Source organism: Flavobacterium sp. JAS, from assembly GCF_020991455.1.
Classification (GTDB): domain Bacteria; phylum Bacteroidota; class Bacteroidia; order Flavobacteriales; family Flavobacteriaceae; genus Flavobacterium.
In genome coordinates this window covers 84,791-98,306 of the sequence record NZ_JAJMOX010000015.1, presented here as the reverse complement: position 1 = coordinate 98,306, position 13,516 = coordinate 84,791, and the positions used below count along the sequence as shown (strand labels likewise).

7 protein-coding genes are annotated in these 13,516 nt (G+C 34.8%); 4 read left to right on the top strand and 3 right to left on the bottom strand.

Features of this window, described 5'->3' with window-relative positions; translation table 11 throughout:
* Nucleotides 1-709 precede the first annotated feature (709 nt).
* Nucleotides 710-1,324: a YdeI family protein gene (locus LPB88_RS21245; protein ID WP_230717667.1), complete on the top strand. Its 615-nt coding sequence runs from the start codon at nucleotides 710-712 to the stop codon at nucleotides 1,322-1,324.
* Nucleotides 1,325-1,502: 178 nt separating this feature from the next.
* Here the strand turns inward: LPB88_RS21245 and LPB88_RS21240 are convergent, their stop codons facing one another.
* Complete coding sequence (locus tag LPB88_RS21240; protein WP_230717666.1) at nucleotides 1,503-2,927, bottom strand: SusD/RagB family nutrient-binding outer membrane lipoprotein; 1,425 nt, start codon at nucleotides 2,925-2,927, stop codon at nucleotides 1,503-1,505.
* Between the two features lie 12 nt (nucleotides 2,928-2,939).
* Nucleotides 2,940-6,122, bottom strand: coding sequence for a SusC/RagA family TonB-linked outer membrane protein (locus tag LPB88_RS21235; RefSeq protein ID WP_230717665.1), 3,183 nt, complete (start codon nucleotides 6,120-6,122; stop codon nucleotides 2,940-2,942).
* Nucleotides 6,123-6,930: 808 nt separating this feature from the next.
* On the opposite strand from LPB88_RS21235, the gene LPB88_RS21230 reads away from it, so the two are divergent.
* From LPB88_RS21230 to LPB88_RS21220, 3 genes are all read left to right on the top strand, one after another.
* Nucleotides 6,931-7,956 (top strand): META domain-containing protein, encoded by a 1,026-nt coding sequence (locus LPB88_RS21230; RefSeq protein WP_230717664.1) that lies wholly within the window; start codon nucleotides 6,931-6,933, stop codon nucleotides 7,954-7,956.
* A gap of 424 nt (nucleotides 7,957-8,380) precedes the next feature.
* Nucleotides 8,381-9,988, top strand: a complete 1,608-nt coding sequence (locus LPB88_RS21225) for a class I SAM-dependent methyltransferase (protein ID WP_230717663.1) — start codon at nucleotides 8,381-8,383, stop codon at nucleotides 9,986-9,988.
* Nucleotides 9,989-10,043: 55 nt separating this feature from the next.
* Complete coding sequence (locus LPB88_RS21220) at nucleotides 10,044-10,433, top strand: hypothetical protein (protein WP_230717662.1); 390 nt, start codon at nucleotides 10,044-10,046, stop codon at nucleotides 10,431-10,433.
* Between the two features lie 133 nt (nucleotides 10,434-10,566).
* Here the strand turns inward: LPB88_RS21220 and LPB88_RS21215 are convergent, their stop codons facing one another.
* A complete protein-coding gene (locus LPB88_RS21215) occupies nucleotides 10,567-13,515 on the bottom strand; it encodes an Ig-like domain-containing protein (RefSeq protein ID WP_230717661.1) in 2,949 nt (982 codons plus the stop codon).
* Between the last annotated feature and the right edge of the window lies 1 nt (nucleotide 13,516).

The window sequence follows — 13,516 nt, the reverse complement described above, 5'->3', positions numbered from 1 at the left end:
AGTACAAATCTGAAAAAGAATCAATTAGATATAAAAAAATATTTTCCAATTTTGTCAACGGCTTTATACAAATAGTATTAGCCTTTTTTTAACTTTTATACAAGTCTCATTTATCCTGCAATCTTTCCTACATCTTCTTCTTTCCTTCCCTAGTTTGTGCCCCTAACGAAGTAACAAAAAAATATCTCGGAGAGATTATATATTGATAAAAATCAGTTTATTCATGTTTTTTTTTGTTCCATGGGAACATCTCATCGGTAGTCAAATAAATACGGCATTTTTTACGTTCCGTAGGAACGTTTGATTTTATAAATAATAACAAAAAAACATACAGATTAGACACACAATTTGTCAAACGTCCTTACAGGACGATATTTCTCACGATCTATTTTTTTTCTACCTATGAGATGTTCCGATGGAACAAATTCTTGTTGACAATATCTCATCAGATTGTTTTGGCTAAGTATTTTTGATTTTAAAAGTCTGAAACCTCGAAAAACTGATGACCGTATATTTTAAACGCAAAATCATAAATATTAAATCGTTAATTTTTAATCTAAAATATCTTAACTTAATGACATTGTCCGTAGAGACTACACTTTATTAACCAGCAACTTGAATTAATAAATAATTTTGAAAAACTTAAAAATAGGAATTATCTTTAGACGCTACAAAACCAAAAAAATTCCACTATTAAAGCTAAACTAAAATGATACCATTAAATTCAAAAGTAGATGAATATATCGCAAAATCAGAAGATTTTGCAAAGCCAATTCTTGAATATTTGCGACAAATTATTCACGAAACCTGTCCAGATGCAGCAGAAGATATTAAGTGGGGAACACCTCATTACGCTTACAAAGGCGACCATTTATGTATGATTGCAGGTTTCAAAAATCATTGCTCATTCAGCCTATACAAAGCAGAATTCATAAAAAACAAAGAAATCGCAGAAAGTGTAAAAGCAGGAAAGAAATTTGGTTATATGGATAAATTGAAATCTGTTTCCGAATTACCATCAAAGAATATTTTGATTTCGCTAATTAAGGAAGCGATGACAATTAATGAGCAAGGAATCAAAAAAGAAAAAACAGTTTCTGACAAACCAAAAGTGATTGAAACGCCGGAGTATTTAGTCGAAGCGCTTAACGCCAATAAAAAAGCAAAAGAGGTTTGGGAATCGAAATCAGATTCATATCGTAAAGACTATTTAGTTTGGATAATCGACGCTAAAACAGACACTACAAGACAAAAACGAATAGAGCAATCACTAGAATGGATAGCAGAAGGAAAAGGCAGATTTTGGCAATACGAAAAAAAATAATTGAATTTAATTTCCTTTATAAAAATCACATTAATCCTTACAGATTTGTTCTGAAAACATACTTATTTCTCAGGTATAACAAAAAAAGCTAAATCTTTCGATTTAGCTTTTTTATTTTTTTTACGAGCCACTCACAAAGTGAGCACTAAAGTTTTCAGTATCCTTTCCAGAATCTGGTTTATTTTGCATCAAACCATAATTTTGTAGTAAGCAGGTCTTTTCCCTGAACAGTTATTGCAGCCTGATAGCTAGTTCCGTTTAACGATTGTTCTGTACCCGGATAGAAGAAACGCGAAGGTATCTGTCCATCTAAAACCGTAGCCGGGCCGGCTTTCAATACTGGATAATCAAGTCTTCTCCACTCCGCGAAAGCGTCAAGGCCTTGTCCAAAGAATGCGATCCATTTTTGTGTACCTATCGATTTGGCATAATTTGTTGCATCATATTTTACGGTTGCCTGATTAAGGTAATTAGAAATAGTTGTTGCATCAGTAATTCCAAATTGATTAAACGATGCTGTAATGGCATTTTTATAAAGCTGCTCTGCATCTCCCGCAATATAACCGCGGGCTACTGCTTCCGAAAGATTGAATAAAGTTTCAGAATAAGAAACAATTACGGCCGGTGATGCTGAAGTTAAGAAGTATTTACCTGGTTTTGACGTTTTAGCAAAACCCTGACTATTGGCATCACTATTTGATAATCCATTAGCTCCTCCAACATATTTACCTACGCTTGCATCAGATGGTAACTGAGCATAAACTGGTAAACGCGGATCTGCTAATTCATATAATTTATCAACTAATGTTTTCGAAATACGATAATCATCTCGTGTTTCAAACCATGCCGAAGCTGGATTTTGTTGAGGCGAGCTAGTGTAAACAAACTGAAAAGTATCGCTATTGCTGCTCAATACTCCTGCAGCATCTGTTGTTGCATCAATTGCAGCTTGCTTAGCTAATGCAGGTTCTTTATCAGAAATTCTTAATGCTATACGCAAACGAAGCGAATTCACTAGTTTTTTCCATTTTAAAATATCACCTTTATAAGACAAATCACCCGTTACAGTTCCATTTGTTGTACCAAGTAAAGACTGAGCTTGTTTTAAATCTTCCAGTAATCCGGTATAAACTTCCTTTTGAGTGTTATATGCAGGCGTCACTTTTAGACCTGCTTCTTTATAAGGAATACTTCCATAAGCATCTGTCAACAATAAAAATGTCCATGAACGCAAGGTCAATGCAATCCCTTTGTAATTTGAGTTTGCCTGCTCTTGTGGGAAATTAATAATCGTATTCAAATCTGTAATTAAGGTTGCATATCCCGTATTCCACAAAGAAGTGAAAGACGTGTTAGATACATCATATCTGTCTGGCTCTGTATATTGAATTTTAGCCCAATGCTGAACAAATAACAAAGACGAGTCAAAATTATTTGTTGCCCCCCAATATAAATCAGCACCCTGCTTTAATGTTCCTGTTAACAGGTAAGGCGCTAATGGTGTTTCTGTTGCATTTGGATTGTTATTAATTTCATCCAGAGCATCACTGCACGAAGTCAGTGACAATGCAAATACAGTTATATATAATATTTTTTTTAGCATGATTTTGTGTTTTTAAAATTTAAGATTAACATTAAAGCTGAAACTTCTGGTCGTTGGCAAAGCTAAACTCTCCAACCCTTGCGCATTACCAGTATTGAAAGCCGTTTCAGGATCAATATTTGGCGCATCTTTATAGATAAAGAACAGGTTACGACCTACTGCAGTAACACTTGCTCCTGCCAATCCCAGCTTCTTAACAAATGACTTATTGAAGTTGTAAGCTAATTTTACCTCTCTTAGTTTTACAAAAGTTGAACTGTAAATATAAGCTTCACTAATATTGTATGATGCTTTGTAATATTCCTGTGCACTAAGTATTGAAGTATTCGGAGTTCCATCAGCATATACTCCTTTAAAGATTATTCCATCATCATATACTGTTGCACCACCCGGGGCACTTGCACCTGCAGGAAGTAATGTTTTCGTAGTACCTACATTGTAGTAACTTAATCCGCCATTGGCAGCATCACGACCCGGAAGAGTCTGAGCTAATACACCAGTATAATTACCAGTTCTGTTTGTTCCTGAGAAAAGTTCTCCACCTACACTGGCATCAACAAGAAATGAAAGTTCAATGTTTTTATACGTCAATGTATTTGTAATACCAGCTAAATAATCAGGTGTATAATGTCCTAATACTTTCTTTGTTGGATCGGCTTTTGGTAATCCATTAGCTCCTACTACTATATTTCCGCTTGCGTCGCGCAGGTAAGCTGTTCCGTAAAGCGCTCCGTAAGCTTGACCTACAGATGCCAATACATCAACACCTCCTGAAGTACCAATTGTATAGTTTTGAATTTGTTTGTCATAATCAAGAATTTCTACTTTACTAACATTCTTTGAATAATTAACACCTACATTCCATTTGAAGTCGTCCGTTTGAATAGGATTTCCATCCAACTGAATTTCTATACCGTGGTTGTTTATTTTACCTGCATTGATTAATTGTGAATTATAACCGCTCGCAGTAGTTGTTTTTATTTCCAAAATTTGATCAAGACTATTCGTGTCATAATAAGCAGCATCAAAATGCAGTCTGTTTTTCCAGAAAGAAGCTTCTAAACCAACTTCAGTAGAGCGTGTGGTTTCCGGTTTCAGGTTCTCATTCAATTTCTTTTGCGAAGAAGTTTGAATTGGATTTCCGTCGAATGCAGTTTGATAATTGTAAACCGTAGACAATTGATAAGGATCTGCGTCATTACCAACTTCAGACCAGCCACCACGTAACTTTAAGAAATCAAGTGTATTGCTTTTCAAATTCAAAGCTTCTGATAATATTAAACTACCATTAATAGATGGATAGAAATAAGAGCGGTTACTGCTTGGCAATGTCGATGACCAGTCATTACGAGCTGTAAGATTTAAATAAGCATAGTTTTTATACCCTACCTGAGCCGAAGCGTATGCACTATATACTCTCAATCTTGATAATGAGTTTGACGACGTTAACGGGTCTCTTGAATTGGTCAAATTATATAAATCAGGTACGGCCAAACGTGGTGCTTTTTGATAATTGTTTGCATCGCTGTGATTGCGAATATTGAATCCGGCAAGAGCATCCAAACTAAAATCATCGTTTAGTTTTTTGGTATAGGTAAAAATACCTTCCGTGTTTTGTTCGTTTACGGTATAAGCATCTTCAGCATAAGATCCAAAAGGAGTTCCGTTTGTACCATATTTAATCTCATATTTTCTGCGGTCGTTGTAATAATCAACTCCGGTACGGAATTTAAAATTAAGACCTTCAGCAAGTTTAGCATCCAGATGAACATCACCTATTATACGGTTACGTTGCTGGCTTGTAGTATTATAATACGCATTCCAATACGGATTGCTGTAGTAGCTGTTGTTCCAGTTAACATCTCTGTTATTTCTAAGCTGTTCAGTATCAACCTGACGTCCGAACCAAAGAAACTGAAGCATTACACCCGCAGCACGGTTACCTGATGGACCACCTGGTAAAGCTGGAGCATCGGTAACAATATAGTTGGCATTTACACCTACTTTTATACCCTTAGATATTTGATAATTAGTGTTAATACTAAAGTTTGTTTTGTTTACTTCACTATTAGGCACTACTCCTGTTTGTTTTTGATTGTTTACTCCTAAACGGAAATCTGATTTATCATCTGATTTGGCTACAGAAATACTATTGTCATAAGTAAGGCCAGTATTAAAGAAATCCTTCACATTGTCAGGATGAGCCACAAAAGGCACTGCTACTCCATTTGAATAAAATTGAGGAATAAGGCGTCCGTCTAATTTAGGTCCCCAGCTTTCATCAACTCCATCATTAACTCCTCCACCTTTACCATCTACGTAGCTGAACTTTCCGTTTGATCCTTGTCCAAATGAATTTTGAAAACTTGGTAATGTTGCAACCTGAGAGATTGTTATACCTGAACTGAAGCTTATACCAAGTCCCTTTTGATTTTTTCCTGATTTTGTAGTGATCAAAACCACACCATGCGCCGCACGTGATCCGTAGAGAGCTGCAGCATTTGGACCTTTCAGCACCGTTAATGTTTCAATATCCTGAGGATTTATATCGGCAATTGCATTTTTGAAATCACGGGTAGCTCCACCAACACTCCCTAATTGCGAGTTATCAACTGGAACTCCATCTACCACAAATAATGGCTGGTTATTTCCACCAATAGAAGTTTCACCACGAATAATAATACGTGAAGATCCCATATCACCCTGAGAATTGGTGATACGTACTCCCGCCAATTTACCGCTAAGACTATTTAAAAAGTTTGTTTCTTTTGTGTCTGACAACTCCTTGCCCTTAAGCGCCTGAGTGGTGTATCCTAAAGATTTCTTTTCTTTTGAAATACCTAATGCCGTAACCACTACCTCTGACAACGCATTTTGTTCCTGGGTAAGTTCAAGGACAACTGAATTTTTATCCACTACAGTTTCCAATCTTTTATACCCTAAAAAACTTACTATTAATGTGTAAGGAAATTTTTGCCCTGTCTGGAAATAAAATTTCCCATCAAAATCTGTTACAACCCCGTGTGTAGTACCTTTAATATTTATTGAAGCGCCAATAACAGGCTCTTTTGTAACGGCATCAATTACTATTCCTTCGAGTTTAGATTGTATTAAAGGTTTTGTTTCCTGAGCTTTAACCCCTATGGAAATCAACAAAATACATAATCCTATATATCTATTTAATTTTTTTTTCATTACTTTGTTTTAGTTTAATAAATAAGGTGAGCCGAAAACGGATTCACTCCACTCTCGCTTTCCTTATAGAGATGTACAATTTCTTTAAGCTTCACCATTTCTGCTGCAACAGGAATGGTTTTTTTTTATCAGCTATGCATTCGTTTTTTCATTTTTACTTTATTTTAGATTATTATTATTTGAATTTAGTCTTTACACGATTTCAACCTTGAAACTAAGAATCCATCTTATTAAAATTTATATAGAATTAAATATTGGAGAATTTTTAAAGGTGAACGTAAGAAATAAGCTACCAAAGGATTCTTATCTATTCAAAAATGAAATACTCTTGATAATCTTTACTCTTTTTTGCATCAATCTAATTTAAACTCTACTAGTTTGATAGAACAAAAATATATTAAAAATATTAATCCGAAAATTTTAATTGTTCTTTTTGCAAAAAAAATGTTAATTAAAATTTTAGTAAAACCTTAAATTACTACAAACAAGACAGTTAATAGTAACCTATACATTTCCTATTGTGTAAGAATTTTTCTAAATTAGAGAGGTCAGACTCCAAGTGGCAAGCATTTTCAAAACCTCTTATTAATAAAACAAGCCGCATTTTCATTGAATAAATGCCTGAAATCTGATCATTTTTCTACATTATTACAGATCGTTTATAGTCTGATTTATGCCTATATTTTGCTTTTCATCAACGTTAAAATTATCTCAAAAAAATATTTTGTTTTTTGAATGGCACAGTTAATGCAAACGAAAAGAAAATTGAATAATCAAATACTTCAAGAAGTATTAAAAAATGAACAAAATGAGAAAAATTAAGAGTGTAGGTGTTTTTATGGTATTTCTATTATCAACACTATCGTATGGACAGGAAACTTTAAAAATGTTTGTCAAAGAAAACAAAGTGCCATGCACGGGTGTTGCTCCTATGGAATGCTTAATGGTAAAGTACAATAATGATAAAGATTGGCAACTATTCTATCATCATATAGAAGGTTTTAATTTTGAAAAAGACAACCGATATGAAATTATGGTTGTTAAAACAAAAAAACAAGGTAGTATTCCGGCAGATGCTTCTTCTTATAAATACACCTTAAAAAGTATTGTTTCTAAAACGCCTGCGACTTCTGTTAAAGGAATTTATAATACTAAAATGATATTAACCAATTTAAATGGTAAAAAGATCAATACAGGGAATGTTTATATCACGATTGATTCAAATACACAAACAATTAGTGGAAAAAGCGGATGTAATAACTTCAATGTAAAATACACCGAACTTCCTTCAAAATATCAAATTCAGACCAATTTGCCTTTTGGTAATCTAAAAGCTTGTGATCAGGAAACTATGAAATTAGAGCAGGATTTTCTTGATGTTATGAAAGACAACAAATTTAAAATTGTAAAGAAAAATAATACGGTTCAGTTTAAAAACCTGAAAAATAAAACTATTATGGAATTCTCCATCCCTACTCAAAATGATGTTTGGAGTTTTATTGAAAAAAATAACTGGAAACTAATAATGCTTGAAAATGTAGGGCAAGATTATGGATCAGCATTTATTAAATTTGATCGCAAAGGAAATAAAGTTAATGGAAACTCTGGTTGCAACAACTTTTTCGGAACATACTCTGTTAGCAATAATGACCATATTAAATTTGGCGGTATGGCATCTACCAGAAGAGCTTGTTTAGATAAAGAAGCTAATAAAACCGAACAAAAAATATTGTCTTATTTAAGTAATAATGACTTACGCTTTGATGTTGCTGAACAAACATTGAATTTCTACCTTGGTGATAAACTGGTAATGATGTTCGGAATCTCGAAATAAATCTTTAAAAACAGATGCTGCCTTAAAATAGGCACACCTGTTTTATAATAATAAGGCTCGACTTTTTAACTAAAGTTGAGCCTTATTTTTTTATAAAATAGTTAATGATGCTAATCAAGGTTTGAAATGTGCCTTTAGGTACTAAATATAGGTAGTCATTCAGTTCCAAATTCGCTAGCGTGCCGTAGGTACGCAATGATTATCGTTTTGTTGTGTACCTACGGCACACTAAATGCATCCTAATTGATGTTTTCTACCAATATTTAGTACCTAAAGGCACAAATTGTAGACTTTCAACTCTTGATCCGTATTAATAACCCGTTATAGATAAATCTTAGTATTCGAATGTGATAAAACAGATATCACCTGAGCTAAAAAAGTTAAAAAAAAATCACTATTTTTAACAAACCATCATTCTTTTCTTATGACAGATAAATCACAACTCCGGGGTTCCATTTTTAGACATCTTGACGGCTTAGCAGTGGCGCCAGTGGCAATAGCATTGAGAAACAAAGCAGTTTTAGAATTTATCCTAAACAAAAAGCAAGTACAATTAACAGAGCTTACAACTACTTCTAAAGCAAATGAAGGCTATCTGAATGTTGGTTTGAGGATTTTGGCTTCTCAAGGTTTTTTAGATTATGAAGTCGATAATCATACACAGGAAATTAGGATTTCAGTAAATGAAAAGACAGCAATAGCCTTTTCATTGTTTCATCTCTATGAAGATGTTGTTGATTTGCTTCAGTTTTCGATTCAGTTTCATTCACGCCTTTTCGAAGATGAACCGTTTGAAAAACTGAATGTTATTTTTGAAAAATATAAAAAAAATTACGGAATTAAACCTTCTGATAATTCGCTGACAAATACAATTCAGGATCAGATTTTAAAACATATAGAAGGTTATTTAATTGGGCCAACCATAGTGCGTTTGGCCATGAAAGGAATGTTTCACAAGTATTTTATGGAGACTTCTTTCAAGCCGGAAGAGTTTCATAAATCTCCTGAAAATTTTAAAAAAATACTAGACTTTTTTGTGCATCTTGGATGGTTTCTGGAAAAAAAAGGCAATTATCAATTTACTGAAGACGGTTTGTTTTTCGCAAAAAGAGCCAGCGCTTATGGCGTTACAGTTTCTTATTTACCAACATTTGCCAAAATTGAAGAATTAATTTTTGGTGATCCAGCCGCATTAAGAATGATAGCTGATGGCGAAAACGAAATTCACGTTGATCGCGAAATGAATGTTTGGGGAAGCGGTGGCGCTCACGACACTTATTTTAAAGTCGTAGACGAAATTATCGTTAAACTTTTTAACCTGCCAATTGAAGAGCAGCCAAAAGGAATCCTTGATATGGGTTGCGGTAATGGTGCTTTTCTGCAACATATTTTTGAAGTCATAGACAGGCAAACTTTACGAGGAAAAATGCTCGATGAGTATCCATTATTTCTGGTTGGAGCCGATTATAACCAAGCTGCCTTGAAAGTAACCAGAGCTAATCTTATCAAAGCAGATATTTGGGCAAAAGTAATCTGGGGAGACATTGGACGCCCGGATTTACTCTCGGATGACTTAAAAGAAAATTATAATATTGATCTGAAAGATTTACTTAACGTGAGGACTTTTCTAGATCACAATCGAATTTGGAAAGATCCGGAGCACATTCACCAAGACCGAATCAGTAAATCTACAGGTGCATTTGCTTCCAGAGGAAAAAGAATCAGCAACAACCTTGTTGAAGATAATCTTCTGGAACATTTACAAAGATGGTCGCCGTATGTGCGTAAATTTGGTTTACTCTTGATTGAATTGCATACCATAAATCCAAAACTTGCTGCCAATAATTTAGGCAAAACTCCTGCAACAGCCTACGATGCCACCCATGGTTTTTCTGATCAGTATATTGTTGAAATAGATGTCTTTAATAATGTTGCTGCCGAGGCAGGATTGTTTCCGGATAAATCAATTTTTAAAAGATTTCCTGAAGCTGATATTGCTACGGTTAGTATCAATTTATTGAAAGGTCATTAAAAATGGATTATTTGAAAAATACAAAAAACGAGGAAAACGGGAACAAATTATAAGTATGAAATTTAAGGAGAATAACAGAAAAGCTTTTATGTCAATTGAGCCCAATATTTATGACCAACTAAATTCGGATTATGATCTCATAGTATCGTGTTTCGAATACCTTCGAGGTAAAATTCCAACTATTTTAAATATTGATCGTGATGATATTGAGGTTTTTCTGGTCTCATTTTGTAACTTTTCAGGACAATATTATCCTGCAATTGGAATTCGGGATAAAGTAGATTCAAAAGAATCGGTAAATTTTGATTTTTTTGAAATTGATGAAAAAGTAGAAACCTGGTTAGCCAATCTGGGAATTGAAAATCTCAAACAAAAAGCAAAAGAAATTAAATCTATCGATTGGAAAACATTGCAAGAGCTAAAAGAATATCCAAGTCAAATATGACCATTCTAAATATTTGATCCTTATAAAAGAATACCAAATCAAGAAACCTCCAAAATCAAATGACTTTGGAGGTTTTTAATTTATAATCTTCAATATAAAATCCGAATATTATATTTCATCATATCTTAATAAATTACTTAACAATCAGTTTTTTGGAAACATTAAAATCATTAGAGCTTATTGTAACAACATATATTCCAGAAGCCAAGTCATGATTAACTTTTGCAGACGTATTGAGTTTCTTTACCAAAACCTTTCTTCCGTTGCTATCTGTTACTGTTATTGTTGCCGTATCGCCCACTTTTAATTCCGGTAAAGCAATATTAAATTCTTTGTCAATTGAAGGATTTGGATAAATACTAACCAACGAATTACTTTTCGCCGTTACTTCTGGTTCTGTAACATTAATCTTTTTTGATGTAGAAACCGTTTGAAATTGCCATTGAGCACTTTCCCAACTGTTTTGGGCTCCTGCATACTGAGCAGAACCATTTAGATTTTCAATATGAATCATGTTCCCTGTCTGCCATCTGTTTTTAATTCGCACCCATGTAGCATCAACATTCTCGGTTGACCATTGTGCGCTCCACCAATCAGATCCTGCAGTAGTACATTGCACCGCTCCTGTCAAATTTTCAATATGCATTACATCTCCCGTACCTACGTTTTTTAATATAAAATAAGTGGCATCAACAGCTACTTTTTCCCATTTGTAATTATTATTGGCAACAGTTGCGCCGTAACCTACATTGGCACCGGCATCATACAAATAATTGTTAGTCCATTTGTTTTTAATGGTAAAGTAACTTCCAGTTGCCGTGTTAACCGTAATTGTAGCGGTACTCGTTTTATTTCCGTCAGCCGTTGTTACTGTAATTATTGCTGATCCGTTAGCAACTGCCGTTACTAAACCTGAAGTATTAACCGTTGCAACGCCCGTATTGTTTGAAGTATAACTAACCGCTTTGTTCGTTGCATTCGACGGAAGAATTGTTGGTGTCAATTGTTGTGTTCCACCAACGCTTAAAGTCGCTGTTGTTGGACTTAAACTTACACTTGTTACCGCCACATTTGATGAACTTACTGTGATTACAGCAGTTGCAGTTTTTGCACCATCCTGAGTTGTCACCGTAATGGTTGCTGATCCCGCAGCAATTGCAGTAACCAAACCTGATCCGTTTACCGTTGCAATACCAGTGTTATTAGAACTATAAGTCACCGTTTTGTTGGTCGCATTTGCCGGGGCAACAGTTGAGGTTAATTGCTGTGTTGCTCCAACGCCTAAAGTAGCTGTTGCAGGTGTAACCCTTACGCCTGTAACAGGAACTGATGTACTAGAGCAGTTAGAACTTTGCGTCCACGAAAATGTACCAATTGCACTGATTTCTTCATTTATTGTTGCATTACCGCCTCTATTGGAATAATTCATGTTGCAATATGTTCCGTTTCCAGCTGGAGAACCTGCTATAAGCACAAAATATCCTCTGCCCCAATTTCTGTTAAGTGCATTATTGTTTGGATATTCTTTACCAGTTCCGTTAACTGTAATGTCCTTAAACGAAAGATTATAAATACCATCTCCGGATCGTTTACTAATAGAAATAGCATCGTTTCTTGAATCTAAAATGTCAATACTATAAAGCTGCACATTTTTAACCTGACTTCCGGCATTAGTAGCACTAAAAATATCTACCGCAGCAACCGGATTATTATAAGTATCATTAAAAGTTCCGCATGCTGTTATGGTAATATCGTGAATTTCGTGCATTCCATCATTGTTAAATGGTGCTCCCGGAAAATTATTACTCACTCTGATACCCGCTTCTAAATTGTCTTTTATAATCAAATTGTAAGCTTTGTTATTTTTTCCGCCATAAATCGCCAGACCACAGGCACGCCAACAGTTTTCAGACGTATTATATCTAAAAGTATTATTGATACATTCCAGTCCATCGGCAGACCAGATTGCCTGATCATCATCGCCATTATTTCTAAAGTTACAATGCTCTACAATAGAGTTTGCAGTTCCTTTGCAAAGATTTATTCCATCAGCATAATTATTTCTAAAACGACAATGAGACAGCGTAAATCCATCGGCAATTGCGGGACCTCCGGTATTATATTGTGCAATCCAGGCGCCGCATTCAAAATGTTCAGCCCAAATATTTCTTACTGTTGATGCAGACGTAAAAACACCATTTATAGCTTTATAAGAATTACTTCTGGATGCTGAATTTGTTGTTAAATAAAGATCCGTAAATGAAATACCTGCCGCATTAGCACGCAATCCACCATTTAAGCTGCTTGTGTTGGTAAAATTAATTTGAGTATACCACATTCCGGCACCTACTAGTGAAGTATTGGCAACACCAAAATACAATTCTCTATTAACGTTATAAACCCCACTTGGAACGAATATTTTTTTACCGCCATTTGCATCAATAAAAGTTTGAAGATCGCTTCCGTTTCCGGTATAAGTCACTGAGCCTGCCGGAGCTGTAACGGCTGTAGCGACTGGTTCCATTTCTGCAAAATCCACATAAACATTCCCTGATTCTCTCACCAATTTTAATGTTCCCGAAGCGGCTATTTTAGCCGGAAGTTTATAACGCACTTCATCAAATCGCATTCTTGGATTTTGATTTGTAATTCCGTTATTATTTGGATTTCCGTTACTCCACAAATATTCCCAAGACCAGGTTGAAGTCAAAGTTAGTGTTGTAATTTTTGTGCTTCCGTTATACACGCCAACAGTACCTGATTGCCCGTCAGGAACACTATATCGAATTACAAGTCCGTCCGCCGCTTCGGTAAGTGTCCATTGCACTGTAGCATTGGTAGCAGACATATTTATGCACTGCTGATCTGTCGCTTCCGATTGAAGATCTGACTGAATGTATGATTTTGAAGTAACCGTAGCGCCATTAGACAATTGCCCTAAGTTTGCTTCATATCTTTTGTACGGTGCATCATAATAACCTCGCTGTGCATACAAATTTGCGGTTAAGAGGATAAAAAAAATCCACATGATGTGGCAATATTTGTCTCCTTTAAAAAAAATAGTGTGTAATTTGTTTCTCATA

Bases quoted from the DNA above. Each gene is read 5' to 3' on its own strand.
- LPB88_RS21240 (WP_230717666.1), bottom strand. From the start codon at position 2,927: ATGCTAAAAAAAATATTATATATAACTGTATTTGCATTGTCACTGACT.
- LPB88_RS21225 (WP_230717663.1), top strand. From the start codon at position 8,381: ATGACAGATAAATCACAACTCCGGGGTTCCATTTTTAGACATCTTGAC.
- LPB88_RS21230 (WP_230717664.1), top strand. From the start codon at position 6,931: ATGAGAAAAATTAAGAGTGTAGGTGTTTTTATGGTATTTCTATTATCA.
- LPB88_RS21245 (WP_230717667.1), top strand. From the start codon at position 710: ATGATACCATTAAATTCAAAAGTAGATGAATATATCGCAAAATCAGAA.
- LPB88_RS21220 (WP_230717662.1), top strand. From the start codon at position 10,044: ATGAAATTTAAGGAGAATAACAGAAAAGCTTTTATGTCAATTGAGCCC.
- LPB88_RS21235 (WP_230717665.1), bottom strand. From the start codon at position 6,122: ATGAAAAAAAAATTAAATAGATATATAGGATTATGTATTTTGTTGATT.
- LPB88_RS21215 (WP_230717661.1), bottom strand. From the start codon at position 13,515: ATGAGAAACAAATTACACACTATTTTTTTTAAAGGAGACAAATATTGC.